Source organism: Streptococcus sp. HSISS3 (assembly GCF_000448605.1).
Classification (GTDB): domain Bacteria; phylum Bacillota; class Bacilli; order Lactobacillales; family Streptococcaceae; genus Streptococcus; species Streptococcus raffinosi.
Map to the genome: position 1 here is coordinate 1,343,304 of NZ_CM002130.1, position 24,939 is coordinate 1,368,242.

Below are 24,939 nucleotides of genomic sequence, written 5' to 3' on the forward strand. Positions count from 1 at the left end.
CGTTGTTTTTCTGCTAGTCATATGATAAACCTCCGGAATAGGATTGTAATCCTTTAGTTCTTTATGACTATTATACCTGAAAACCCATTGTCTGATTTGTTCATGACTTCTTAGCCCAAATTTTCTAGCTAATTCTTGAAGGGAACCTTCTCCTGTTAAATAGGCTTCAATGCATTTTAGCTTAAACTCTGTAGAATAATTTTGGTTATGCTTTAGAGACTTTAGCCCCTCGTGCCCTTGATATTGATAGGCTGTAGCCCAGTCTTTAATAGTACAAGGATTGACCCCAAACTGACGAGCTAGTTGAGAACAGGAGGCTTTACCTTCAAGATACCAGGTAACAGCCCTCAGCTTGCCTTCAAAAGAAACCTTACTTTTTCTAGACATAATAAAAATCCTACTTTCGTAAACAGTACTTTATGTATTTTTACTGTCTACTTAAGTAGGACTATATCACGGTGGTTAGATGCTAGACAAACTGTTTTTTCCATAAAACAACCTAAATGATGCTGAAAAAATTAAACCGAACTATACTATATAGGCTCATTCAATCATACACTGAAACTTTCCGCCGTGAGAAAAGTGCTAGGAACACTATTGTTTCTAGCATTCGGGAGTTTTGAAACCTTAGGTTCAAAACTAAGTCATGGAACTTCTTCGAAGTTCGCTGACGTCCGTACTCACCTAAGGAAAGTTTCTAAGAGGAATTTTTCTTGATTTTAACCGCCTCTCAGCGATTACTACTTCTTTTTATGTGGAAAAAGGGGAAGGCCGAGCTTGGCGATTTTTTCCGCCGGGGTCTTCATACCATCCTTGACCCATTTGGAAATTACTGAAACAATAGCCGAGCTCCAGAAGGAATTAAGGTAGCTACCAGCACCATTTGATGAGCTACCATTTCGTTTTTCCAAAAAATCATAAACAGCCTTGGTCAATACTTGCTCAAAATTGTAATCAATGGCAAGACTGATGATTTTGGCTTCTTTTTTGACTTCCTTAAGGAGATAAACCCAGACTTGGTAAAGATCTGTCTTGAGATTATAGCCATCTAAAGATTTGGTTATCTTTGCAATGCTAGACTCAAAAATAGACTTCAAAATCTCTTCCTTGGACCCATAATTGCGGTAAAAGGCAGCACGGGATACACCTGCACGCTCAACCAGTTCTGATATGGTAATCTTTTTCAAGTCTTTTTTCTCCAACAATTGCAGGAGAGAAATTTCGATGGATTCTCGTGTAATTGCCTTGTTTTCTTGGTTAAATCGTTTCAGATTTTCCAAGGATTTCTCTGAGATTTTTCTTTCTGCCATAACATTCACTTTCTATCTGTCACACCTGATGAGATCTACTATGATAGCAATACGCTTCATGATAAAATTGTAAAAGAAGACAAAACACTTGTCAATGTACATTAAGCAGATATGAGGTATAAACCTATGAAATGGAAAATTATTGCGGATTCAGGTTGTGACTACCGTTCTTTAGACAATCTGGCACCAGATACGGAGTTTGTCAGTGTTCCTTTGACTATCCAAGTGGGCGAAACCATTTACAGGGATGATGCCCAACTCAATATTGATCAAATGATGGAGGAGATGTATGCGACTACAACTGCTTCCAAATCTGCTTGTCCAAGTCCTGATGACTACATGAAGTCCTTTGAAGGGGCGGACAATATCATCGTTGTGACGATTACCGGAACCCTTTCTGGTAGCTATAATAGTGCTGAAATCGCTAAGAAGATTTATCTGGAAGAGCATCCTGATGCCAAGATTCACGTGATTGATAGTCTATCAGCTGGTGGCGAGGTCGACCTGCTCGTTCGTAAGCTCAATCACTTAGTCGCTGAAGGCCTTGAGTTTGACCAAATCCTTGATGCCATCACAGCTTACCAAGCCAAAACTAAGTTGCTCTTTGTTTTAGCCAAAGTTGATAATTTGGTGAAGAATGGTCGTCTAAGCAAACTGGTTGGTACCGTTGTTGGACTCCTCAATATCCGTATGGTTGGAGAAGCTAGCAAAACTGGTACCCTTGAGTTACTTCAAAAAGCTCGAGGGCAAAAGAAAGCTATCAAAGCTGCCTTTGATGAACTGATCAAGGCAGGTTATACAGGTGGACATATTACGATTGCCCACCGCAACAATGACAAATTTATCGAACAATTCTCTGAATTGGTTCGTGAAAAATTTGCCCATGCAAGCATCGAAACCCTTCCAACTTCTGGACTTTGTAGTTTTTATGCTGAAGAAGGCGGACTCCTTATGGGGTATGAAATTTAAGAAATATCGAAAAGAGGCTGGACTAGATGTTCGGTCTTTTTAAAATCAGACTATGCTATTTGATAATCAGCAGAATAAGATTTTAAAACTAAAGATTCTTTCTTTTTCTTTGCGACAATCTAGCGTAATCGCTTTCATTACCTTCATCTTTTATGGTAAGATGGAAGTGACGCATTAGTGTCATATTCTTATCAATTTGAATACCCTTATTAAACATGGAGATGCTTTATGAAACAGACACATTCACATTTTCTAATCCCTGGAATCCTTCTTCTAGGGATCGTTTTGCGGGCTCCGTTCACAACTTTGTCCACTGTCTTATCGGATATTGCTTCTGGTCTAGGAGTTGAGGTCAGTTCTCTCGGTCTCTTGACAAGTCTGCCTCTCTTGACCTTTGCCATATTCTCGCCTTTTGCGGCTAGCTGGGCCAAACGCTTTGGTATCGAAAGACTCTTCCTCGGTGTTTTAATTGTGATGACTCTTGGTTCGGCTCTGCGCACCGTCAATCTCCCTCTTCTTTATACGGGAACGCTTTTAGTCGGAGCTGGAATTGCCTTTATCAACGTCCTTCTCCCAAGCCTAATTCAGGCTAATGAGCCAAATCAGTTAGGATTCTTAACCACACTCTACATTACAGCCATGGGCTTGTCCACAGCCGTGGCTTCATCGGTAGCCGTTCCAATCACTAAGGCAACCTCATGGCAAGGTTTGGTCTGGGTATTGACAGCAGTCTGTGCCTTGGCTCTTGTGGTTTGGCTTCCTAATGTCCGTCACAATCATTATTTAGAACAAGATACTTCTACTAACGATAATTCAGGCAGTTGGTATAAGAGCGGCAAAGTCTGGGCCATCATGATTTTCGGTGGATTACAGTCACTCTTCTTCTACACCACTATCACTTGGCTTCCAACCATGGCCACTCAAGCCGGTGTCGGCGAAGCCAATGCCGGAATTCTAGCTTCCGTTTTCACACTGACAAGTATTCCATTCTCTATGATTGTTCCTAGCCTAATCACTAAACTTTCTGATCGTAACCGCCATTTGATGCTAGTGATTACCGTCCTAGCAGGATTCATCGGAGTTGCCATGCTCCTAGTCAATACAGACAGCTTTGTGTATTGGTTAGTCCTTAACCTCTTAATCGGAAGTTCTGCTAGTGTCCTATTCCCTTACATGATGGTTGCCTTTTCAATGAAGGCTAGCACCCCTGAAAAAACAGCCCAACTATCAGGCTTAGCCCAAACCGGAGGCTATATCTTTGCGGCCCTTGGACCAGTCTTGTTTGGTTCAAGTAAACAACTCTTTAACTCTTGGACCCCTGCTGTTTTAATTCTTCTCGTCTTGACCCTAATCATGGGAATAGCCCTATACAAAGTTGAAAAAACAGACGTTATTTTATAAGTGAAAAAATAATATAAGAAAATGCCCCACAAGTTGTAGCTTGTGGGGTGGTTTTTGTGTGTAGCAAATGAATACTACTTATAAATACGAAATTTGAAATCTTGGTATTTGTATTTCGAGAAGGTTTCTTAACAATATAACCCTATTTCTCTAACCAAAAGAATGCCTGCTTTAACATCTCTTTTGCTTGACCAACAATACACGGTCCATGAGAAATAATAATATTCTTAGGTTCCCATTTCTTTATTTTATGATAACTCCTCAAAGCTTGTTTTTTACCAAATAAGAAACTCATTCTTAAATCTCTTGGTGTTTTACCATTTGGATAGTGATTATCACCTATTTTAAAAAGTAGCTTTTCAAAAAGCGATAAATTCTCAGCTTCTATATTTTCAATAAGATCCGTTAAAATCAAAGTTGAACTTTCAGTATGGAAAAAAACAACCTCTTTCACATAAAAACTTCCCTCAAATGTTGTAAAAAGAATTTCTTCGTTCCAATTGGCCTTCTCTAGTTCATGACCATAATCTAAATTCATTCCCGATTTTCTGGCACGCTTTTGAACACCACGAGCTAGCCATACTTCTGCTTCCGGAAATAGTTCATGCCACTCATTTATATAACTATAATGTAAGACATTTGGTGCGATAAGGTGTTTTACCTCACCTAATTGCTTGATTTCAAAAAGTAAATTGTCACTAGGCTTAATCGGTGAATGCACCCAAAGACCACCATTCTGCAGACGGATAACTGTCATTCTAGTTGAAAAAGGCACTTTGAAGAGTTTGAAATTCATCAGTACTTCTTCCCCATCTACAATCCATAGGTTATCTGCTATCTTTTTTAAGGAATTGAGCGGACTATATTTTTTGACTTCCATGAGACTCTACTTTCTAAATTAATAAAGTGTAATCAATTATTATTCTCCAAAAATGGAACAACCAAATCAATCCACTCTTGAGGTAGGTAGGCTGATAAATAGCCGTGATTATATCCCTTTGCTTCATACAGGATAGTGTTGAGATGCAACTGCTGAAATAATTTCGCTGATGCTTTCACACAGTTCAATTCTTTTTCACCGTAGATATACAGAACCTGCGCCTTACTTTTGGAAATCCTACTCTTTAACTTATAATGACCCATATAAGTTTTATAAATGGTCACTAATGTTTTGATAGGCATCCTTGACATATCTTCCATATAATAGATTTTTATTTCGTCTGGATAAGCCAGTTTAGGATAGAGTTTGTTCATCATGCTTAATTGAAGTTTGCAAGAGAGTTTACTGAACATCAGTTTACCGAATAATGATACCAGTAGGATGCAAAATCTCGATAACCTTGGTTGAGGAATACAGAGGCTCCCGTCTATGATTGCCTTCTCAGCTATATCGCTGTCTAATGACAAAAGCTCCATGGCAATTTGACCACCAAGTGAGACTCCACCCACAGCAAATAATTTCCCACCGCAGTTCTGTCGGACATAGTTCAGAATTTTCTGTGCCGAATCTTCCGTTGATATATAATCCTTTTGATACTCCTCTCCGTGACCATTGAGTGTTGGTAGAATGACATGGTACTTATGAGACAAGATACGAGCTTGCCTAAGGTAATTCCACCAGGAACTCCCCCCACCGTGTATCAATAAAACGGGAGGCAAATTTTTATCACCAAATTCATGAAATTTCATATTTGATACCCTCTAAAATGTCTCATATAGACACTACCATACTTGTCTTGAAAGCTATATTTATCTTTTTTCTACTATTAATTCTGCTTAGCCCTATTTACAGATAATAGTGATAATATCGAAACCTAGTCAAGACCAAATTCCTTTTTCACATCAACTAGAGAAGAGACTTTACCTTTAGTAATTTCCTGATGGCCGACTAAAATTTCCTTTTTCAAATCCTCAAAAGCCACTTGGTACTGTATGTCTTGCAAATCACTAGACACATATTTTCTTTGGTTAACCATTATATTTTCCGTTTTTCTATGCGTTCTATTTTGTATGTATTTATTGTAACATGAAGAAGAAATATGATTCAGATAAAAATTTCAATTTACTTACGATAAAAAGCCTCGACACCAAGGCTTTTCCTTCTATACATTTTCTACGCTTTTACAAGCAGTAATACCGCCTCAACATGTCGTGCTAGTATACTCCTATATTATAGAACGAAAGTGATAGAGTGTTTTGTAATATTAAAACGAAAGAGAATTACACACTCAACTCAAACAACTTATAAAACTCACCTCTCCTATCCATCAAGTCACCAAAAGAACCATCTTCAACAATGACGCCACCTTTCATAAAGAGAATTCTATCGTATTTTTTCAAAATGGTCTCGTTCAACTTGTGGGTTACTACAAGTGCCGTCAAATCTTGAATATCCAAGATTGAATTTTCAATTTCAGTAGTTACTTGATTATCCAAAGATGAGGTAGCCTCATCCAATAATAAGATTGGTGTTTTTCGAATTAAGGCACGCGCAATACTAAGTCTTTGTTTTTGTCCGCCAGATAGATTTGAGCCATTCTCTCCACATAAAGTTTGTAGACCAGATTCATTTTCTAAAACATAACTTTCTAAACCTGACTGCTGTACAGCTTGCTTTATTTCCTCATCAGTGAAGGATTGATTAAGAGTAATATTTGCTCTTAAAGTATCATCAAAGATATAAACGTCTTGTTGAACAATTGTCATTAAGTTATAAAGGCTCTCTGCTGAAATAGCTTGCAAATCTTTATTATCAATGGAGATGTGCCCACTTGTTACATCGTAAAAACGCAGTAATAGATTGAACAAAGTTGATTTCCCACTCCCTGACATTCCTACAATTGCAATTTTTTCCCCTTTTTGAATCTTCAAAGATAAATGATTAAAAATTTTTTCTTCAGTATTAGGGTAAGAAAAGTCTATATTTGAAAAAGAAATAACATCATCGAAATATTCTTTCGTTTCACCAGTCTGAAATTCGGTTACATCTTTTACCTCAAATGCATCTAGTGTTGCCTGACCTTCACGAAATTTACTCATTCCCATACCAATTTCATTTAGTGGCATTACTACAAAATTGACTAGTTGAACAATAGCTGTCACACTTCCAATTGTGGTATAGCCATTAAATACTAAATACATCCCTCCACCAAAAGCTACCAAAAAAACAATCATCCCTGAAAGCTGGGAAATAACATTTGCTAAAACATCAAATTTTCCTTTTATAAAATATATCTCATCCAATTTTTCACTTTCATGACTATAATCCTGACGGATAGCCTCTTTCACATTAAAACTCTTAATAACAAGAAACCCTGCTAAAATATCTTTAACCTTCGCTAAATACTTCTGATCGGCAATCATAGCTCTCTTTTGAAGATAAGCTGATTTGTGTCCAATAAATCCTGAAATCATCATCGGAATGATGCTAGCAATGATAACCAATAAGGTCAAAAACCAATTACCTATAAACATAGCTAGGAGTGAAAAAATCATTAAGGAAAGGTTTTTTGAAATATTAAAATACTGGTGCAGATAATCTTGCTCAATTTTCTTCATATTTTCGGTTAATACGGAAATAAATTTCCCTGATTTTTCCTTAGAAAAGTCTCTATAATCCCTATCTAAAATAGATTGGAACACCTTGTTTTTGTATTTTGACATGATTTGCCTAACAAGTTTATTTCTCAATCGTAGAGAAATAAAGTTGAGGCCCGCATAGATAAAAATAACAGCTGCTCCCACTAGTACCGCTTGAGTTAAGGCTTCTCTATTTTGGGACATGCCACTATCAATAATACCTTTAATAGAATAAGCAAAAGCAATATTAGTTAAAGGGACCAGTATATTAAATATCATGAAAGCATAAAAAGTCTTCTGATAGTTCTCTATCAATTGTTTCATTCTTAATCTACCTCATAATTCTTGACTTTTATTTAGAAAATGTGACATAAAATATTCTTCTAGATCAATATTCTCTCTCATAAGTTCCTTCATAGAGACCTGCTCAATCATTTCTCCATTTTTGATAACACCAATCTTGTCTGCTATCTGTGAAATTTCCGACAAAATATGGCTTGAGATTAATATTGTAATTCCATATTCCTTAGAAAGCGACAACAAAAGATTTCGAACTTCTTGAATTCCTACAGGATCTAAACCATTGATTGGCTCATCTAAAATCAACAATCTAGGTTTCGTTAAGAAAGCTCGAGCTAAACCAAGCCTTTGTCTCATTCCTAACGAAAACTCTTTTACTTTTTAGTCGTATTTTTTAATCCGACCATTCTTAAGACTCTTATTACATCTGATTCAGTAATATTTTTCCCCATATACTGAGCGTGAATTACCAAAATTTCTTTTGCAGTGCAATTATCATAAAAAATTGGTGTTTCAATAATACTACCAATCTGGCTTAGAATTTCCTCTCTATGTTCTTGTAAATCTTTTCCAAAAATTTCAACACTGCCTGATGAAATGGTTGATAAGGATAACATGCATTTCATTAACGTTGTTTTCCCAGCACCATTTGGTCCTAAAAAACCATAAATTTCTCCTTCAGCAATTTGAAGGTTGATACCACTCAAAATTTCTTCCTTATTAATTGTTTTAAAAAGATCTTTTATTTCAACAATATTTCCCATTTCTATTTCTCTCTTTCTATAACCAGCTTTAAATGCAGGAATTTTTCTTCCGGAACATAAATACCAACTTATACAGTCTCTTTTTTATAGAAATCATCAAGGAATTATCACATTCCTTCAATTAAACTCAGCTATGCTACTTGATACTAATATCTTGTCTTGAAATATTATAAATTGAAAATGAAGTAATCATTAAACTTATGAAACTTGCAAATATCAAAAAGAATAAGTTATCAACAATATTATTAGATAAACTTCCTGGACTTACATTCGAAAGTAATGCTGCTAAACCAAGTCCTGTAAGCATTGTTATAGCTGTTGAATGCTTAATCATACCTAAAACAAATGGTAGTAACCCTATTAGTACTGTTCCAAACGTAATTCCAGCTAAGTTAATTAATTGTTTAGCTACAGGGATATAATTTGATACAGTTAAAACTGCTACTAATTTAATAATTAATTGAATAACTAAATGCGCAGAAAAATGGGCAATAAATGACATTAGAATGACTGAAAGAATTTTTCCCCATAGTAACTTTATTTTAGAAACAGGGTAAGAAAACAACTGAAAAATTGTTCTTCGTTTAAATTCATCAATAATAATCCTAGATAATAAATAAGATTCGAAAATCAAAAATGCTGCTTTAGTAAATAAAGATGAAAACAATGATGCTACAATTGCCCAACCTTCCCATTTACCAGTGATTCTAATAAGATTAGAATCCTGTCCAGTGAATTCTCCTAGTTTATTGTCAGTACCTAACCCCATAATGATTATTACTGTAATACCTAACACTATAAATATAGTACACAACCAGGCTAAAAATAATTTAAATTTAGAAATTTTATTTAATTCAATTTTAATAAGCGACAACATAGATTCTTTCCTCCAAAATGTAAATATAGAATAAATTATTCAAACTAATCTAAACAAATATTTAAAAATAAGCTTATTTAACAGACAATCGCACTAGACATACTATCGGTATGTAAATGCCAAAAAACAAACATACCTATGGTATGTATAGTGGGATTTTAATAACACACTTAAAGTATGTTATTTTCAAAATATCAAATATGTAGAATGATTTATTTAATTGATAATACATCGATAAAAATTATTATTAACAAGTATTTCATGTGACTACTTATTTACTATTTTTTTAAGTGATCAAATAACTTGAAAATCACATCCATCATTTCATCAGAAATCAACTGTACCCCTAGACCTTCAAAAGTAAGTTTAATGAAATTCATTTTACGTTTTAATTCCACTAATGAAAAAACTGAAATTTGAAAACCAATCCAAATATTTAGAGTTAAAACAATTAAATCTGCTAGCTCTTCTGGATATTCTGTTTTAATAGACCCATCCTCAACACCTTCGTAAACTTTTTCTCTAATTTCGGGTAAAAAATCAGAAAATAGACCTAGATACTGCTCTCCTAACAAACGTGGACTTCTTAGCATGATTGAGGCAGAATAAACGAGCCTTTGGTGTTCAAAATTAGAGAAAGAGTCCATCAAAGAATTTTGTATCTTTTCTAATCCAGTATTTCCTCTCCAATTATAATTTAAAATTTCTTGATTATTTTCGCTAATGATCGTTTGCAGTATATCATGTTTGGACTCAAAATGATGATAAATAACACCTTTCGTTAATCCACCTAAGCCATCTATGATATCTTGTATTGACGTATTATCAAATCCTTTTTCTAAAAATAAATCTTTAGAAACTTCTAGTATTTTTTTCTAGTTTCATGTGAGTTTCTATTCCTTGCCATTATAGTCCCTTTCTATCATACCAGTGGTATGTAACTTCTATTGTAGTGCACGAAACTAATAATGTCAAATATCTTATCGGAAGCTGTTTTATTAATCATTTCATTTTCAAATGCAAATATTATTTGAATTCTCCAAAGCTTAATTTAAAGATTTTAAAATGATTAAAGAAGTAATGAAATAATCCACATAACTATTTCAATAAGTTCTATTTTTCCTAAACTGAAAATTCAGCTACTGAAGACTAGTTCACACTATGATACTTCCCCACTATATGACAAAAAACCTTGGTTTCAAGGCTTTTCATAATTTTTTCGTTACAAATCTTTTATCCTTTTATAAGCAATCCTACTCACTCAACGGTTCTGACTTGGCGTATCATCTCGTCGGTATCCCTCCTCATTCTACGAGTCCTATACCCCAGGGAACCTTCTCGACCTTCGGTCTCACCTTGTCGCATGGGTGGAACATCTGCTTCTACTTCGCTGATTTCTCAGCTCGTACAAGCAGTGAGACTGCCTCCACATGTGGTGCTAGAAAATATCTATATTATTGAACAAAACTTTTGTTCTTTACTCAATTAGATAACATTTTTAGTTCAGTACAATTTTGGTAAGGTATGTTCTATTGATTTATCGGACGAATCGATACATCTCCGAGTCCAAAAGAAAAAGAGTCAAAGATATCCTGATAGTCGAATGGAACTAGTTGCCCTGTCTGGCTCATAACAGCAAAGTCAACGCCTAATTCATGAATGAGATAAGGACACAAGGACTGCTTATACAAGTCGCTGATGATTTCCCAATGTTTAAAAGGATTAAATTTAATTTGTTTTAAGGTCATAAATTTCTCCTTAATTCCATCATCTAGCAAAATAGAAGTCTGTTTAAATATAACTCACGCCACGCCTTTGCAACGTTATTTAGTTTAACGATTGAATCTCTTCTTTCACATATCCTTCTACATCTTCAATCTCTACAAACAGCGGGTCTAAGTGACACAAGAAGTGCCAATCTTCGGCACCGCGTTTTCTGTAGAGAATCGCTTCGCCGTCTTCACTTCCGAAAAAACTTCTGTCGGCTTCATATCCGTTGCGCTCTAAGAAGTCTTTTGCCTTGCCATAGTTTGCTTCTCTGGCTTCGACATAGGCTTTCACTTCATCGTTGTTAACGACATACGCGTCGATTTTTGAATAGCCTTCGATCACTTTATCGTTTTTAACGGATAGATTCGAAATCTCTTTCCAAATAATGTCCACATTTTCCTCAGAATTGAACGAAAATCTAGATAGAGGGACAATATTTCCGTTAAAGACAATTTCCATATAATCCGGCAAGTATTTTGGGTTCACATACTCCACTTCAAACCCATCTTCTGTTTCTAAAGTATACCCAGGGATTTGAGCTACAAAGGCTCTCCCCTCTTCTAAAGAATCAAACGTGGCTAAATCCTTTTGATAATCACCTTGATAAAATTCCAATATAACCATCGATAACCCTCCATTTAAACTTTACAGCGAGCGCTACGCAAATTTATTTTTCAGATTTTACAAGCAGTGATACCGCCTCAACATGATGCGTTTGTGGGAGTTCAAAGCTCCAGTGAAGCTTTGAAGCGTCTCGCCTAGAATGAAAGATGCGAGACGTTTAACTGCGTTTTACTAACAAACTCACACACTCAGCGGTTCGCTGTTACCGTATCGTTTCGTCGTAAACTCCTTACTCTACGACAGCTATACCCCAGGGCACCTTCTCGACCTTCGGTCTCACCTTGTCGCATGGGCAGATCATCTACTTCTACTTCGCTGATGTCTCAGCTCGTACAAGTAGTGATACTGCCTCCACATGATGCGTTTGCGGAAAAAGATCCACCGGCTGTACTTTCTTCAATTCATAGCCCAACTCTTGGTAGAGTTTGATATCACGCGCCATGGTTGCTGGGTTACATGAGACATAAGTAATCTTCTCAGGTTGCATGGCGACGCTGGCTTTGATGAAGCTTTCAGTCAAGCCCTTACGTGGTGGATCCACAATGATGACGTCTGGTTTGATGCCATTCTTACTCCACTTGGCCATGGCATTTTCAGCTGAGTCAGCCACATAGTGGGCGTTAGTAATGCCGTTGCGTTCTGCATTTTTCTTGGCATCTTCGACGGCTGTTTCGATGACTTCAACGCCGTAGACTTCCTTGACCTGTTTTGCAAATGACAAACCGATTGTCCCGATTCCTGAGTAGGCATCAATAACAATGCTATCGCTGTTTAGGTCTGAGAAGTCAATGGCTGTTTGGTAGAGTTTTTCAGCCATCTCGGTGTTAACCTGATAGAAAGACTGGGCAGAAATCTCATAGTCATTACCCAACATACTGTCTGTGATGGTGTCTTGACCATAAAGAGTTCGGAACTCCTTACCAAAGATGGCGTTAGTGTTCTTATCGTTGATGTTTTGGATGATAGAAACGACACTTGGGAAAGCTTCTGTAATTTTAGCAATGACTTGGTCAATACGGAAGACTTTTGGTCTGGTCGTTACAAAGACCAACATCATCTGACCTGAATAATGGCCACGACGAACCACCAAGTGACGAATCAAACCTGTCTGCTCCTTCTCGTCGTATGGTTTGAGGTCATAGCGACGGAGAAGGTCACGGACAAAGACAATGAGTTTATCAATTTCCTTGTCTTGGATAAGGAAATCTTCAATTGGAATCAAGTCGTGCGAATTCTTGCGGTAGAAACCTGTTTCAAGCTGACCTTTAACACGGCGAACAGGTACCTGAGCCTTGTTACGGTAGGCGTAAGGCGTCTCCATCCCCAATGTTTCAGTGACCTCTACGTCTGAGATGCCTGCTGTCTTATAGAGGTTGTCCACAACTTGTTTACGCTTGAACTTGAGCTGCTCCTCGTAGGTCATATGTCCAAAATCAGCAATCCCTGAACGGAGATAGGTTGCATCAATGTCCTGATTGCGGTTTGGTGAAAGGGTCACATACTCCTCAACCTTTCCAAAGCCGATATTTTTCTTGAGCTTAAGCACGCGCATCTTGATGACTTCACCTGGGAGGGCATTATCCACGAAAAAGACAAAGCCATCCACCTTGGCAACGCCTGCTCCTTCATGTGTCAAATCGACAATTTCAACTTCTACAATATCGTTTTTATTTAACATAATTCAACTTTCTTTACTCTTTATAGGGCTTAAACATATCTTCTAAAGCCTTTTACTACCCTCCATTATAGCACATATAAATTAAATTTATGGCTGGCCATAAATAATATAGATTTTTCAGAAAAGTCATACAGTGCTATCATAGGTCCATGACAAAAAATTAAACGACTCAGCAACTTGGCTAGATGTCGTTTCTATCTAAAGGAGAATAATCATGCCAGATATTACCATTCATACAATCGAAACTGCACCAGAAGAAGTCAAAGACGTCCTTCAAACAGTCAAAGATGCCAATGGGGGATTCATTCCAAATTTGATTGGTCTCCTTGCTAATGCGCCAACTGCGCTTGAAACTTACCGTACTGTCGGTGAAATCAACCGTCGCAATTCATTGACACCAACTGAACGTGAGGTTGTTCAAATTACAGCTGCTGTTACTAACGGATGTGCTTTCTGTGTGGCAGGTCACACAGCCTTTTCAATCAAGCAAATCCAAATGACACCACAACTCTTGGAAGCCCTTCGTAACCGTACACCAATCGAAGACGATCCAAAACTTGATACCCTTGCTAAATTCACTATTGCCGTGATCAATACCAAAGGTGCTGTTGGTGACGAAGCCTACAATGACTTCTTGGAAGCTGGTTACACTGCTCAAAATGCCCTTGACGTTATCTTGGGTGTCAGCCTTGCTAGCTTGTGTAACTACGCTAACAATCTCGCACAAACACCGATTAACCCTGAACTTCAAGAATTCGCTTAATTCAAAACCAAAGGATAAACTAGAGGAGGACCTAAGCCTATGTCACATTTTTCAAAAGAATTCCTTACTTGGTTGGACACCAACGCTGACCATATTGACCAAGAGTCTGGACCCATTGCGGACCAACTTCTTGAAAAAATTGCTGAAAACGACGTCTTTAAAATCGGCGTACCTGCTGAGTTTGATGGCCTAGGTGGTGGTCCTACTCAAGTCGTTGATGTACTTGATGAATTGGCACAACACTCTTTGACAGCTTCCTTTATTTCTTGGGGGCACCGTACTTTCATCGAGTATATCCTTGCGAGTGATAATGCTTACCCTCGTGAAACATGGTTGAAAGAATTGTATACCGGTGAGCGTGCTGGTGGAACTGGCTTGTCAAATGCGGTCAAATTCTTGTCAGATATTGAAGAATTGAATGTTACCATCAGTCAAGAAGGCGATGACTACTATCTTGATGGTCGTTTGCCTTGGGTAACTAACCTACGTTCTGATAAATTCGCTGCTCTCTTTGCTGCTGACTTTAAAGATGGTAGCCAACCTTGGATTATCACCATTCCATCTGAAGCTGAGGGTCTCAGCCGTTCTGAAGATTTGGAATTTGTTTCCCTTCAAGGTGCTAACACTGCCTCTCTTACTTTCGATCACGTTAAGTTAAATCCTAATTGGATCCTTTCAAAAGAAGGTACGGACTATATTGCCAAAACACGTCCGAACTTCCTTGGTTTCCAATTTGGTCTTGCCTTTGGTTTGGCCAAACGTTCTCTTGATGAGGTTGAAGCTAGTCTAAACAGTAACCGTAGCGTTCTTCGTGAAGAATTTGAAGCTACACGTGAAAATCTTCTTGCTATCCAAGAGCAACTCTTTGCAGGGCTTAATGATGCCGATTATTTCATTGAAAAACCACGTGAACTTTTCCAATTGCGTATCGATATTGTCGATGTCGTAGCCAACAGCTTGCTCCTCGAACTTCAAGCTAGTGGTGGTCGTGGCTATTTGAAAGAATCAGAGTCAAGCTTTATCCGTCGTTGGAATGAAGGCGTCTTCCTTCCAATTGTATCTCCGAGTGCGGTTCAGCTTCGTCACATTCTTGCGGCTAGCTAGAAAGGCCGGTGGACCAATGAAGGTATTTTTTAAGAAAATTCCCTTGGCCCTATCTAGTCTAGTTCTTGCCCTCTTTAGTTTATCCAATCAAATAAGCCACTATACCCTGATTGCTCAGGGTATTTGGTGTTTAGCCAGTATAGGTTTTATACTTATACTGGGACGCTTGATTCTTGGATTTGAACAAATAAGAGAAGATTTGCGAAACCCAGTCGTTGCATCAGCCTTTGCTAGTTTCTTTATGGCTGCCTTTCTATTTGCCAGCCGCCTCCCACTAGCTCAGACAGGCTTAAGTGTGACTTGGATTGGACTCCTTGGACTTTATATTGCCTATATTATTTTTTTCAGTCTGCGTTTTTTACGCCCACTCTCTTTGAATCAAGTTTATCCAAGCTGGTTCGTGGTCTATGTTGGCCCAGCTATCAGTCTTATGACAGTACCCGCTAGTCTTCCAACTAGCATCAAGGGACTTATTCTGGGAGTAACGGGATTTGCGACTTTAGCCCTCTTTCCACTTGTTTTATGGAGAATGAAACAGATAGCCATCCCTCACCTATATCAGCCTATTCTTGCCATTTTAGCAGCACCTCTGGCCCTTCTCATTACCAGCTCAATCAAGAGTAATCAAAGACCTGCAACTATCATTTTACTTGCCCTACTTTTATTCTCACAAGCATTCTTTTTCTACGCTCTTGGTCTCTTCGCAAAGCTAGTTAGAAAAGGCTTTATGCCACTTTTTGCAGCTTTTAGCTTTCCCTTGGTCAATAGTGTCAATGCTTTTAAGGCAGCTACCACCAGTCTTGGTTTAATTAATCCAGCTACCCAATTGATTTATAAGGTAGAGTTCGTCATCGTTCTTATTATCATGACCTATTTGCTCTATCATTTTCTAAAACTCTTATACAAGGCGCTTATACAAGCTCTTCATACCAAAAAAGAAGCAGGTTCAGTGTGAACCTGCTTCTTTTCTTATCTAAATCCTAGTTCCTTTAATTTATCCTGGTAACTGTCAAAATCAATTTCAATCCCTTGACCGCCATACAAATCATAGCTGTCAATCCAATCACCATCCGAAGGAATGGTTTGCGAATTAATACCTTTTTTGAAACTACCAGCATTTGAAAGCCCCAAGTCCAACATGTCTGTCATACTCATATTGGTTGAGGTTAGAGAGTAAACCTTCCCCAAAGCCTCAGGCCCTTTGAAGAGGCTAAGTGGATTCTTAAGCTGTTTCATGACAGCCTGCATCACTTGTTGCTGGCGCTTGGTACGGCCATAATCTCCCTCGTCATCCTTACGGAAACGGGCATAATTCAGAAGGGTACGGCCATCCATATCTTGCTTACCAACTTTAATGGTTTGATTTGGCACGTGACCGTTCTTGTCCATCTTCAAATCATCTGGAACTTGGACCGAAGACACTTTTTTACCATCAATGGTCGCAAACTTCGCATTGATTTCCACACCATTTGGAAACAGGGTATCAACCCCTGTCGCAAAGGTTTCAAAGTCAACCATGGCATAGTACTTGATATCAATGTCAAAGTTGCGTTTGAGTGTCTCACGCATGAGCTCTGCCCCTTGATGATTATTTTGCTCACCAATATTGAAGGCCGTATTGAGTTTCAAGTCCTGAGAATAGTCGGTTTCTGAGGCCCCCTTGATATTGACCAAGGTGTCTCGCATAAAGCTAACCATCTTAACCTTACCTTCTTTATTGCCCACATTGACCACCATAATGGAGTCTGTTCTGGCATCGGTAGATTCTTGGCTAACGCGTTGGTCAGAACCTAGAATAAGGATATTAACCCCATCCTTAGTATCCTTGCCATTAAAGGTCTCAACTATAGCAGGCTGGTAGGATTTACCATTATTACCCGCAGCAGAAAGGTCTGTTCCCTTGTAAAATTGATAAGCCATGGCTAGCACCAGGAACACAACTCCTAGACTCAAGCAACTAAGTACTAGCTTGACAACCTTCTTGAGCCTTCTCTTTTTCTTTGGCCGCTTCTTCTGGGCTACTTGCGACTTGGACTTTGGAGCCGACGTTGATGAAGGTGCTGCTTGTCTTTGAACCTTTTTACGTTTAGGTTTACTTTGAGCAACTTCCTCTCGATAGATGGGAAGCCCTTCCTCTGTCAGCTGATTGGCAGCCTCATAATCACGCTCTTGATAGTAGTCATAACGATTGTCATAAGGCTGGCGCCATGCTGCTTGATAGTCCTCTCTTTGCGCTTGATACCTCCGCTCAGCTTCATAAGCATCTAACTTTCCTTGTAGATAATTGAATTCTGAAGCCTGCTGTCCATTCAGGTGAGCAAGATTTTTTAAAAGATAGCTGTAACGTAACCGTTCATGATGCGTAAACGGCCCATTGTTAGATTTGGTCATAAGATTTCCCTTTAAATTTCATAGACTTGGTAAGCACCCAAGATTTTATATCCAATTCCAACTGCAGTTAGCTCTTCAAGAGCGAACTGAGCCAACTTTTCCTTTGTATAATCACAATCAATAATGAAGAAATACTCGCCAAGTACCGTCTTCAACGGACGGCTTTCAATCTTGGTCAAGTCAATGCCTCGCCAGGCAAAGGTCGATAGGGCCTTGTAAAGTGCCCCTGGCATATTGTCAGGCAGGGTCAAGGCCAGCGTTAATTTACAATCAATCTGATTGAGCGGAATCTCAGGAACAGTGTTCCCCAGCACCCAAAAACGGGTATAATTCTTTTCAATCTCCTGGATATCCTTAGCCAATATTTGAAGACCGTATTCCTTAGCAGCTGCATGCGGAGCGATTGCTGCATAAGGCTGATCTGGATTATCAGCGACAAAGCGAGCCGCAAAGGCTGTACTTGCTGTTGTCTCAATCTTGGCATGTGGAAAATGCTGTTTAATATACTTTTTCCCTTGAGCAATGGCCTGTGGGTGTGAGAAGATTTTCTGAATTTTCTCATGATGCTTAGTCGCCATCAACTGCTGCTTGATGGGCTGAACAATCTCTGCCACAGCACGAATATCAGCCTGATGGAAGAGATAGTCTAAACTCTCATGAACAGAGCCCTCAATGGAATTTTCCACCGGAATGACCGCATAATCCACACGTCCCTCTTCATAAGACTTGATAACCTCAGTAATGGTGCCTAATGAAACCAATTCTGCCTCAGGAAAAGCCTTTAAGGCTGCATTATGTGTAAACGACCCACTTGGGCCCAAATAACCTACATACATTTGATAAACCTTGCTACTTCTTCTGGCGTTCGGTTATCAACTGTGACAACCAAATCTGCTAAATCTTGATAGAGTGCCATTCGACCGTCGTAAATAGCCTTAAAATCCTCTTTTGAATGATTGAGAAAGAGGGGGCGTTGATTTTTGGTATCCTTTTGAATGCGATCATAGACCACATCAAAAGAAGCGTGGAGCCAAACATTATGCTTACGATTTTTGGCCAAGAGCTGACGATTATGCTCCGTTACAACGACACCACCTCCAGTAGAGATGATGACATCATCTCCCTCTTGGAGAAGTTCTTCCAAAGTCTCAGACTCAATCTGACGAAAGGCTGCCTCACCTTCTTTTGCAAAAAAATCAGCAATGGACATGCCGATTTTCTCCTCGATGACCTGATCCATATCCACGAAACGACCATCCAGGTATGGAGCGACGGAACTCTTACCAACTCCCATAAAGCCCAATAAAACTTTAGCCATTGAGCAATCCTTCCAAGTCACTAAAGAAGCTTGGGTAACTTGTATTGATAGCTTCCGCACGTTGCAAGTCAACCTCACCATCTTGAACCAAAAGGGCAGCAATAGCTGTCATCATACCAATACGGTGGTCACCCAAGGTATTAACCTCTGCCCCATGAAGAACCGTCTTACCAGTGATAATCATACCATCCTCAGTTGGTACAATATCAGCACCCATAGCATTCAAGGCATCCGCTACCACCTGAATACGGTCAGTCTCTTTGACCTTAAGTTCTTCAGCATCACGAATCACAGTCTTACCTTGGGCTTGTGTCGCCAAGAGTGTGATAATTGGAAGTTCATCAATCAAACGTGGAATGATATCTCCACCAATTTCAGTTCCTTTAAGTTCTGAAGTTTCAACCGTAATGGTCGCAGATTTAGCAACCTGGTCAATATCTGAAAGGGTAATCTTACCACCCATGTCTTTGATCACATCAATGATACCCGTACGCGTCTCGTTGATACCAACATTTTCCAAGACAATCTTAGAGTTAGGTACCACAAGTCCTGCTACCAACCAAAAGGCCGCTGAAGAAATGTCACCTGGAACCACAACTTCTTGAGCAGTGAAAGTTTGGCCACCAGAAATACGAATTTCCTTGCCATCTACCTGAAGCTGACCACCAAACTGCTGAATCATATCTTCCGTATGATTACGTGTTTTTTCCTTTTCAAGGATGACAGATTCGCCATCAGCTTGAAGCGCTGCAAAAATAAGAGCAGATTTTACCTGAGCAGAGGCCACAGGCAATTGGTAATGAATAGGTTTAAGGGACTTGCTACCGTGCATTTTCAATGGTGGCAAATCACGGTCTGTTTGACCAGAAACCTCTACACCCATCTGACGCAATGGAATGGTCACACGGTCCATCGGACGTTTTGAAAGGGAATCATCTCCAAACATCTCTACATCGAAATCTTGACCTGCAAGCACACCTGAAATCAAGCGAATAGATGTCCCAGAGTTACCCATATCCAACTTGTTTTGAGGAGCCTTGAGACCATCAAAACCAACACCGTGAATGCGTACCACATCACCATCATCCTCGATAGTCACACCCAAATCACGGAAGACCTGCATAGTTGAGAGGACATCCTCACCTCGTAAAATATCACGAACAGTTGTCACACCTTTGGCAAGACTTCCGAACATAATCGAACGGTGACTGATTGACTTGTCACCAGGGATACGCAAGCTGCCATGAAGACCTTGGGCCTTGGTTTCTAGTTTCATAGGTTACTCCTGAAAATTTTATAGTTACTCTCATTATACCATAATCGAAAGCCCAACCATAGACTGAATTGTCAAAATATTCACTCGTTTGTATTGCCATACTTTTCTTTCAAGAAGGCAACCGCCTCTTGAACACGGTTCCGAATCAAGTTAGCAGACTCCTGCAAAAGATTTTTTTCCTCAGCCGACAAAGACAAGCGAACTGGAGCAGCCACCCCATGACGCCCTAGGATGACTGGATAGCCAAGATAGGTTTGATATGCTTCTTGATAGCTTGATACTGCCACTTCTTCTTGAGCATCCGAAAGGATAATAGACACCAAACGAAGAGCCGCACTGGCAATGCCGTAAGAGGTATAGCCCTTACCATAAAAGACCTTGTGACCACCCTTCATGGAAGTCATAAAGAGTGCTTGACGTTCTTCTTGGCTTGTTAAAGCTGTAATATCTTGGCCTTTCACCTTAACCTGACTCCAGGCTGTAAATTGGGAATTCCCATGTTCGCCAAGATTGTAGCCAGATACTGATTTGGGATTGACTGATAAATCATCTCCTACCGCTGCCTTCATTCTCGCCGTATCGAGTAAAGTCCCTGTCCCAATCACACGTTCTCTTGGCCAACCAGTGAATTTTTGGTAAAGAGCTGATACGGCATCAACAGGATTTGAAATAACCACAAGGACACCTTTAAAATCCAACTTTTTGAGTTCTTGAGAAACTTGATAGACTGCTTCTCGGGTAAATGGAAATTCAGCAAAACGATCTTCACCAGCATTATGCTGCAACTGAATATTACCAAGCGATGAAATAATCACATCAGCATCTTCAAGGGCTGCATAATCATTGACAACAATCTTAGCATAGCTAGGCAGATTAGCCATGGCATCCTTAAAATCCTGAGCATCTGCTTCAGCCTTTTTATCATTGGTATCAATAAAGACATAACTATCGGCTAATCCTTGAGCGATTGCCCCATGAGCTACCGCAGCACCAACATTTCCCATTCCAATAATTCCAATTTTACGAGCCATAATTTACCTCCTTTAATGCAGAAAGAGCCCTGTCAATCGACAAAGCTTCACTTATTAACTATTCAATTCTTGCAAAGGTTTGAAGATGATACCTTCAATATCATTCAAATAAACTGACAAACCTTGTTGTGCAGCCAAGTATTCTTTCAAGAGGGCGTTAGCTTCCACTTTTTGTCCGAGTTCTTGAACAGATGCTTGTTCTTCAGCCGTTGGCATTTTGCCAGCTTGCATTTTGGCATAGAAATCCTCTTGGAAGTCAGTGAACTCTTTGAAAAGCGCACTAGCTTCAGCATCAGCTGCAATGGCTTCTTTTTTCTCTACCAAAGTTTTGTACTCAGGAAGGGCACGAATGCCACGTTCCAACTCATTTGCTAAATCATAAATATTTGTCATTGTATTCTCCTAGGCGATCACCACATGATAGTCTGTATTGGCTTCAATAACAGTCTTAGCATGCGTGCGATCTTTTTCATTTTTAAAAGTAATTTGAAGGATACCGTGAATATCTTCACGATTTTCTTCATTGATCCGAAGGTTAACCAAAGACGTTCCCCGCAACAATTCCATAATGCTGAGGATAACGTCCTCACGGTCAGGAACATCCACAAAAATATCGAAGGCACTTTCCACGCCACCCTTTTTGTGGATTTCCATCTCTTTGCGTTTCTTGCGACCGTTGTCAAAGAACTCCCAAATAGCATTCTCATCCTCAGCCTTAATCAAATCAGCAATATGGTCCAAACGCTTTTTGAAATCTTCAATACGATCCAAAACGGCAGGCCCATTAGTCATGAGAATGGAAGCCCACATACCAGGTTCACTCTCAGCAATACGGGTCATATCTCGGAACCCCCCAGCCGCAAAGTGATTAGTCATCTCGTGAGCCTGAGCATAATCAGCCGCCTGCTCCATAAGACCAGAAGCTAAAAGGTGGGGAAAGTGACTGATTTGACTGGTTACACGGTCGTGTTCAGCCGCATCAATCTCCACAAAACGTGACTTAAGCCCAGACAAGATGTCCTTAAGCTCTGGGATAGTTGTCTCTCTTGTCAGACTTGTCGGTGTGAAAATATAATAGGCATTTTCAAAAAGCGTCACGTCGGCTGCAATAGCCCCTGATTTATGGGAACCAGCCATAGGATGGGAACCTACAAACTGAACATTTTTTCCTGCTAGGTAATGCTCAGCTGCCTCAACAATATCAAGCTTGGTTGAGCCGGCGTCTGTGATGATGACATTATCTTTCAAGTTCAAGTTGGCCAACTCTTTCAAGTAGGACACTGTTTGCTTGATAGGCACAGCCAAGATAATCACATCCGCCAACGGAGCAAACTCCTTGAAATCATTTGTTGCTCGGTCAACAATCCCACGCTCCAGCGCAATATTTCGAGAATAGTCAGAGCGATTATATCCAAGAATCTCATAATCGGGATGATCTCTTTTAATTCCGAGACCCAAAGAACCTCCAATCAGACCCAAGCCTGCGATATAAATCGTTTTCTTACTCATTACTACTCCCATCTTTTCATTGATGCTGCTTAAAAGTTTTTCACATAATCACGGTGACGTGCCACCGCTTCTTTCAATTCTTCCATGTTATCGGAAGAGAATTTGTCCAAGATTTCATTAGCTACGACTGTAGCAACTACGGATTCCATAACAACACCTGCTGCCGGCAAGGCCGTTGGATCTGAACGCTCAACTGTTGCCTTGTAAGGTTCGTGTGTTTCGATATCTACTGACATCAAAGGCTTGTAAAGGGTTGGAATGGGTTTCATAACCCCACGGACTACAATTGGTTGGCCATTGGTCATACCACCTTCAAACCCACCAAGGTTGTTGGTGCGACGCGTATAGCCGTCTTCTTCATTCCAAAGAATCTCATCCATGACTTGAGAACCCTTGAGGTAGCCATCCTTGAAACCAAGACCAAACTCGACACCCTTGAAGGCATTGATGGAAACAACTGCTTGGGCAATCTTGGCATCAAGTTTTGTATCCCATTGCACATAAGAGCCAAGACCCACAGGGACACCCCCAACGACCGTTTCAACGACACCACCAATGGTATCACCTTCTTTTTTGATTTGGTCAATGTAATCTTTAATTTCTTGTTCACGCTCTTGGTTAACAACTGAAATATCTGACTGTTGAGCCAATTCCTTGATTTGAGCGACCGTCAAATTCTCAGGCACATCAATTTCCTTACCACCAAAGACCACCACATGGTTAGCAATTTCAATATCAAGCTCAGCCAAGATACGTTTAGCGACAGCACCAACCGCCACACGCATAGTTGTTTCACGCGCACTAGAACGTTCCAAAGAATTACGTAAATCATCGAAACGGTATTTCATACCACCAACCAAGTCAGCATGACCAGGACGTGGGTGAGTGATTTTACGTTTGGTTTTCAAACGGTCCTCAATGTCTTCCACAGCCATGATATCCAACCATTTTTGATGGTCCTTATTGATGACATGGAGGGTAATTGGAGCCCCTGTAGTTTTCCCATGACGAACACCAGAAGTGATTTCAACCTTATCAGACTCAATTTTCATACGGCCACCACGACCATAACCACCTTGGCGGCGTTTCAAATCACCATTGATATCTTCAGCCGTCAAGGGAAGACCAGCTGGAACACCCTCGATAATTGCTGTTAGACGTGGTCCGTGAGACTCACCTGCTGTTAAATATCTCATTTATTTCTCCAAGTATTCTTTCATTTCAACCAAAGGAATCTGATTGATAGCTGCCTTACCGATTTCTGGAACGATAACAGTCTTAATGCTATTACCACGAGCCTTTTTATCATGTGTGAGAGCAGTATAGAGCTCCTCAACACGCCATGGCTCATAATCCACTGGCAAACCAAATTTGGCACACATCTCGGCAATTTGACGAGTGATACCCTGAGGCATTAGTCCTTTTTCCTCAGCCACACGTGAAATCTGAACCATTCCGATAGCAACCGCTTCACCATGCATAACCTTACCGTAACCAGCGGTTTGTTCAACAGCGTGCCCAATCGTATGACCAAAGTTTAGGTACATACGAACCCCACCTTCAAACTCGTCTTCAACGACAATTTTACGCTTCACATTACATGAACGATAAATGATAGTTTCTGAGTTTTCTAAAATACTGTGAACTGAACCATCAATGCTCTCAAGGAGGTGCCAAAGTTCAGGATCGTCAATCAAACCGTATTTGACAACCTCACCCATACCTTCAATCAATTCACGTTTACCAAGTGTCTCAAGGACATTAGGATCAATCAAGACCCCATCAGGTTGAGCAAAGGTTCCCACAATATTCTTAGCGAAAGGCGTGTTCACACCTGTCTTACCACCAATAGATGAATCCACCTGGGCAGTTAGACTAGTTGGGACCTGAACAAAATGAATCCCACGCATATAAGTTGAAGCGACAAAGCCTGCTAGGTCGCCAACAACGCCACCACCAAGAGCGACAATCCCATCACTACGTGTCATGCCATTCTTAATCAAAAATTCATAAGCCTTGTTAGCAGTCCTAAGATTTTTACTTGCTTCACCTTCTAGGAAATCAAAAACGACAACCTCAAAGCCCTCATGCTCCAAGCTAAGCTTAACTCTTTCAGCGTATAAGCCACCCACATGGTTGTCTGTAATAAGTGCAATCTTTTGTGGTTTCCAAAGTGACTTGACCCATTGACCTACCATCTTAAGAGCTCCCTTTTCAATGATAATGTCATAAGGGTTATGTGTTAAATTTACCTCTAGTTTCATCGCTGTCCCCT

Annotated in this window: 23 protein-coding genes and 3 pseudogenes; 5 read left to right on the top strand and 21 right to left on the bottom strand. The window is 39.7% G+C overall.

Going from position 1 to position 24,939, the window contains the following annotated elements:
* A partial coding sequence (locus HSISS3_RS06275) for a helix-turn-helix domain-containing protein (protein ID WP_167546247.1) occupies positions 1–387 on the bottom strand: 387 nt, incomplete at its 3' end.
* Positions 388–740: 353 nt separating this feature from the next.
* On the bottom strand, positions 741–1,310 hold the full coding sequence (locus HSISS3_RS06280) for a TetR/AcrR family transcriptional regulator (RefSeq protein WP_021152105.1): 570 nt from the start codon (positions 1,308–1,310) through the stop codon (positions 741–743).
* 126 nt (positions 1,311–1,436) lie between these two features.
* Between HSISS3_RS06280 and HSISS3_RS06285 the strand changes: the two genes are divergently transcribed.
* Positions 1,437–2,279: a DegV family protein gene (locus HSISS3_RS06285; protein ID WP_021152106.1), complete on the top strand. Its 843-nt coding sequence runs from the start codon at positions 1,437–1,439 to the stop codon at positions 2,277–2,279.
* 228 nt (positions 2,280–2,507) lie between these two features.
* A complete protein-coding gene (locus HSISS3_RS06290; protein WP_021152107.1) occupies positions 2,508–3,680 on the top strand; it encodes an MFS transporter in 1,173 nt (390 codons plus the stop codon).
* A gap of 142 nt (positions 3,681–3,822) precedes the next feature.
* On the opposite strand, the gene HSISS3_RS06295 is transcribed toward HSISS3_RS06290, so the two are convergent.
* The 10 genes and pseudogenes from HSISS3_RS06295 to rlmD form a co-directional block, all read right to left on the bottom strand.
* On the bottom strand, positions 3,823–4,560 hold the full coding sequence (locus tag HSISS3_RS06295; protein WP_021152108.1) for a DUF4336 domain-containing protein: 738 nt from the start codon (positions 4,558–4,560) through the stop codon (positions 3,823–3,825).
* Positions 4,561–4,592: 32 nt separating this feature from the next.
* Positions 4,593–5,369: an alpha/beta fold hydrolase gene (locus HSISS3_RS06300; protein WP_021152109.1), complete on the bottom strand. Its 777-nt coding sequence runs from the start codon at positions 5,367–5,369 to the stop codon at positions 4,593–4,595.
* A gap of 125 nt (positions 5,370–5,494) precedes the next feature.
* Positions 5,495–5,653 (bottom strand): annotated as a pseudogene (locus HSISS3_RS11965) (antitoxin); the annotation flags it as partial.
* 247 nt (positions 5,654–5,900) lie between these two features.
* Entirely contained in the window at positions 5,901–7,583 is a 1,683-nt protein-coding gene (locus HSISS3_RS06310) for an ABC transporter ATP-binding protein (RefSeq protein ID WP_021152111.1), read from the bottom strand.
* A 12-nt stretch (positions 7,584–7,595) separates the two neighbouring features.
* Positions 7,596–8,323: pseudogene (locus HSISS3_RS12585) on the bottom strand (ATP-binding cassette domain-containing protein).
* Positions 8,324–8,459: 136 nt separating this feature from the next.
* Positions 8,460–9,200 carry a hypothetical protein gene (locus HSISS3_RS06320; RefSeq protein ID WP_021152114.1) on the bottom strand — a complete coding sequence of 247 codons (741 nt, stop codon included), beginning with the start codon at positions 9,198–9,200 and terminating at the stop codon, positions 8,460–8,462.
* A gap of 278 nt (positions 9,201–9,478) precedes the next feature.
* A pseudogene (locus tag HSISS3_RS06325) lies at positions 9,479–10,107 on the bottom strand (TetR/AcrR family transcriptional regulator).
* A gap of 622 nt (positions 10,108–10,729) precedes the next feature.
* Positions 10,730–10,948: a hypothetical protein gene (locus tag HSISS3_RS06330; RefSeq protein WP_021152116.1), complete on the bottom strand. Its 219-nt coding sequence runs from the start codon at positions 10,946–10,948 to the stop codon at positions 10,730–10,732.
* Positions 10,949–11,027: 79 nt separating this feature from the next.
* On the bottom strand, positions 11,028–11,594 hold the full coding sequence (locus tag HSISS3_RS06335) for a hypothetical protein (RefSeq protein WP_021152117.1): 567 nt from the start codon (positions 11,592–11,594) through the stop codon (positions 11,028–11,030).
* A 307-nt stretch (positions 11,595–11,901) separates the two neighbouring features.
* Positions 11,902–13,272, bottom strand: coding sequence for a 23S rRNA (uracil(1939)-C(5))-methyltransferase RlmD (gene rlmD / locus HSISS3_RS06340; RefSeq protein ID WP_021152118.1), 1,371 nt, complete (start codon positions 13,270–13,272; stop codon positions 11,902–11,904).
* Positions 13,273–13,486: 214 nt separating this feature from the next.
* Between rlmD and HSISS3_RS06345 the strand changes: the two genes are divergently transcribed.
* From HSISS3_RS06345 to HSISS3_RS06355, 3 genes are read left to right on the top strand one after another with little or no spacing between them, the layout of a single operon-like run.
* On the top strand, positions 13,487–14,035 hold the full coding sequence (locus tag HSISS3_RS06345) for a carboxymuconolactone decarboxylase family protein (RefSeq protein WP_002888987.1): 549 nt from the start codon (positions 13,487–13,489) through the stop codon (positions 14,033–14,035).
* 39 nt (positions 14,036–14,074) lie between these two features.
* A complete protein-coding gene (locus HSISS3_RS06350) occupies positions 14,075–15,139 on the top strand; it encodes an acyl-CoA dehydrogenase family protein (RefSeq protein WP_021152119.1) in 1,065 nt (354 codons plus the stop codon).
* Between the two features lie 16 nt (positions 15,140–15,155).
* A complete protein-coding gene (locus HSISS3_RS06355; protein WP_021152120.1) occupies positions 15,156–16,094 on the top strand; it encodes an SLAC1 family transporter in 939 nt (312 codons plus the stop codon).
* A 14-nt stretch (positions 16,095–16,108) separates the two neighbouring features.
* Here HSISS3_RS06355 and HSISS3_RS06360 read toward each other — a convergent pair whose 3' ends face one another.
* The 9 genes from HSISS3_RS06360 to aroB form a co-directional block, all read right to left on the bottom strand.
* A complete protein-coding gene (locus HSISS3_RS06360; protein WP_021152121.1) occupies positions 16,109–17,530 on the bottom strand; it encodes an LCP family protein in 1,422 nt (473 codons plus the stop codon).
* A gap of 11 nt (positions 17,531–17,541) precedes the next feature.
* Entirely contained in the window at positions 17,542–18,366 is an 825-nt protein-coding gene (gene pheA, locus HSISS3_RS06365) for a prephenate dehydratase (RefSeq protein WP_021152122.1), read from the bottom strand.
* Positions 18,357–18,848: a shikimate kinase gene (locus HSISS3_RS06370; protein ID WP_021152123.1), complete on the bottom strand. Its 492-nt coding sequence runs from the start codon at positions 18,846–18,848 to the stop codon at positions 18,357–18,359. The genes pheA and HSISS3_RS06370 overlap by 10 nt, the downstream gene beginning before the upstream one ends.
* A complete protein-coding gene (gene aroA, locus HSISS3_RS06375; RefSeq protein ID WP_021152124.1) occupies positions 18,841–20,124 on the bottom strand; it encodes a 3-phosphoshikimate 1-carboxyvinyltransferase in 1,284 nt (427 codons plus the stop codon). Before aroA ends, HSISS3_RS06370 begins: the two co-directional genes overlap by 8 nt.
* Before the next feature lie 80 nt (positions 20,125–20,204).
* Positions 20,205–21,155 (bottom strand): L-lactate dehydrogenase, encoded by a 951-nt coding sequence (locus HSISS3_RS06380; RefSeq protein WP_021152125.1) that lies wholly within the window; start codon positions 21,153–21,155, stop codon positions 20,205–20,207.
* A 54-nt stretch (positions 21,156–21,209) separates the two neighbouring features.
* Positions 21,210–21,548 (bottom strand): YlbF/YmcA family competence regulator, encoded by a 339-nt coding sequence (locus tag HSISS3_RS06385; protein ID WP_002888994.1) that lies wholly within the window; start codon positions 21,546–21,548, stop codon positions 21,210–21,212.
* 9 nt (positions 21,549–21,557) lie between these two features.
* On the bottom strand, positions 21,558–22,664 hold the full coding sequence (locus tag HSISS3_RS06390; RefSeq protein WP_021145741.1) for a prephenate dehydrogenase: 1,107 nt from the start codon (positions 22,662–22,664) through the stop codon (positions 21,558–21,560).
* Between the two features lie 29 nt (positions 22,665–22,693).
* The gene (gene aroC, locus HSISS3_RS06395) at positions 22,694–23,860 is read right to left on the bottom strand and encodes a chorismate synthase (protein ID WP_021152126.1); all 1,167 of its coding nucleotides are present in this window, start codon (positions 23,858–23,860) and stop codon (positions 22,694–22,696) included.
* Positions 23,861–24,928, bottom strand: a complete 1,068-nt coding sequence (gene aroB, locus HSISS3_RS06400) for a 3-dehydroquinate synthase (RefSeq protein WP_021152127.1) — start codon at positions 24,926–24,928, stop codon at positions 23,861–23,863. It lies immediately after the preceding gene.
* Between the last annotated feature and the right edge of the window lie 11 nt (positions 24,929–24,939).

Bases quoted from the DNA above. Each gene is read 5' to 3' on its own strand.
- HSISS3_RS06280 (WP_021152105.1), bottom strand. From the start codon at position 1,310: ATGGCAGAAAGAAAAATCTCAGAGAAATCCTTGGAAAATCTGAAACGA.
- HSISS3_RS06285 (WP_021152106.1), top strand. From the start codon at position 1,437: ATGAAATGGAAAATTATTGCGGATTCAGGTTGTGACTACCGTTCTTTA.
- HSISS3_RS06290 (WP_021152107.1), top strand. From the start codon at position 2,508: ATGAAACAGACACATTCACATTTTCTAATCCCTGGAATCCTTCTTCTA.
- HSISS3_RS06295 (WP_021152108.1), bottom strand. From the start codon at position 4,560: ATGGAAGTCAAAAAATATAGTCCGCTCAATTCCTTAAAAAAGATAGCA.
- HSISS3_RS06300 (WP_021152109.1), bottom strand. From the start codon at position 5,369: ATGAAATTTCATGAATTTGGTGATAAAAATTTGCCTCCCGTTTTATTG.
- HSISS3_RS06310 (WP_021152111.1), bottom strand. From the start codon at position 7,583: ATGAAACAATTGATAGAGAACTATCAGAAGACTTTTTATGCTTTCATG.
- HSISS3_RS06320 (WP_021152114.1), bottom strand. From the start codon at position 9,200: ATGTTGTCGCTTATTAAAATTGAATTAAATAAAATTTCTAAATTTAAA.
- HSISS3_RS06330 (WP_021152116.1), bottom strand. From the start codon at position 10,948: ATGACCTTAAAACAAATTAAATTTAATCCTTTTAAACATTGGGAAATC.
- HSISS3_RS06335 (WP_021152117.1), bottom strand. From the start codon at position 11,594: ATGGTTATATTGGAATTTTATCAAGGTGATTATCAAAAGGATTTAGCC.
- rlmD (WP_021152118.1), bottom strand. From the start codon at position 13,272: ATGTTAAATAAAAACGATATTGTAGAAGTTGAAATTGTCGATTTGACA.
- HSISS3_RS06345 (WP_002888987.1), top strand. From the start codon at position 13,487: ATGCCAGATATTACCATTCATACAATCGAAACTGCACCAGAAGAAGTC.
- HSISS3_RS06350 (WP_021152119.1), top strand. From the start codon at position 14,075: ATGTCACATTTTTCAAAAGAATTCCTTACTTGGTTGGACACCAACGCT.
- HSISS3_RS06355 (WP_021152120.1), top strand. From the start codon at position 15,156: ATGAAGGTATTTTTTAAGAAAATTCCCTTGGCCCTATCTAGTCTAGTT.
- HSISS3_RS06360 (WP_021152121.1), bottom strand. From the start codon at position 17,530: ATGACCAAATCTAACAATGGGCCGTTTACGCATCATGAACGGTTACGT.
- pheA (WP_021152122.1), bottom strand. From the start codon at position 18,366: ATGTATGTAGGTTATTTGGGCCCAAGTGGGTCGTTTACACATAATGCA.
- HSISS3_RS06370 (WP_021152123.1), bottom strand. From the start codon at position 18,848: ATGGCTAAAGTTTTATTGGGCTTTATGGGAGTTGGTAAGAGTTCCGTC.
- aroA (WP_021152124.1), bottom strand. From the start codon at position 20,124: ATGAAACTAGAAACCAAGGCCCAAGGTCTTCATGGCAGCTTGCGTATC.
- HSISS3_RS06380 (WP_021152125.1), bottom strand. From the start codon at position 21,155: ATGGCTCGTAAAATTGGAATTATTGGAATGGGAAATGTTGGTGCTGCG.
- HSISS3_RS06385 (WP_002888994.1), bottom strand. From the start codon at position 21,548: ATGACAAATATTTATGATTTAGCAAATGAGTTGGAACGTGGCATTCGT.
- HSISS3_RS06390 (WP_021145741.1), bottom strand. From the start codon at position 22,664: ATGAGTAAGAAAACGATTTATATCGCAGGCTTGGGTCTGATTGGAGGT.
- aroC (WP_021152126.1), bottom strand. From the start codon at position 23,860: ATGAGATATTTAACAGCAGGTGAGTCTCACGGACCACGTCTAACAGCA.
- aroB (WP_021152127.1), bottom strand. From the start codon at position 24,928: ATGAAACTAGAGGTAAATTTAACACATAACCCTTATGACATTATCATT.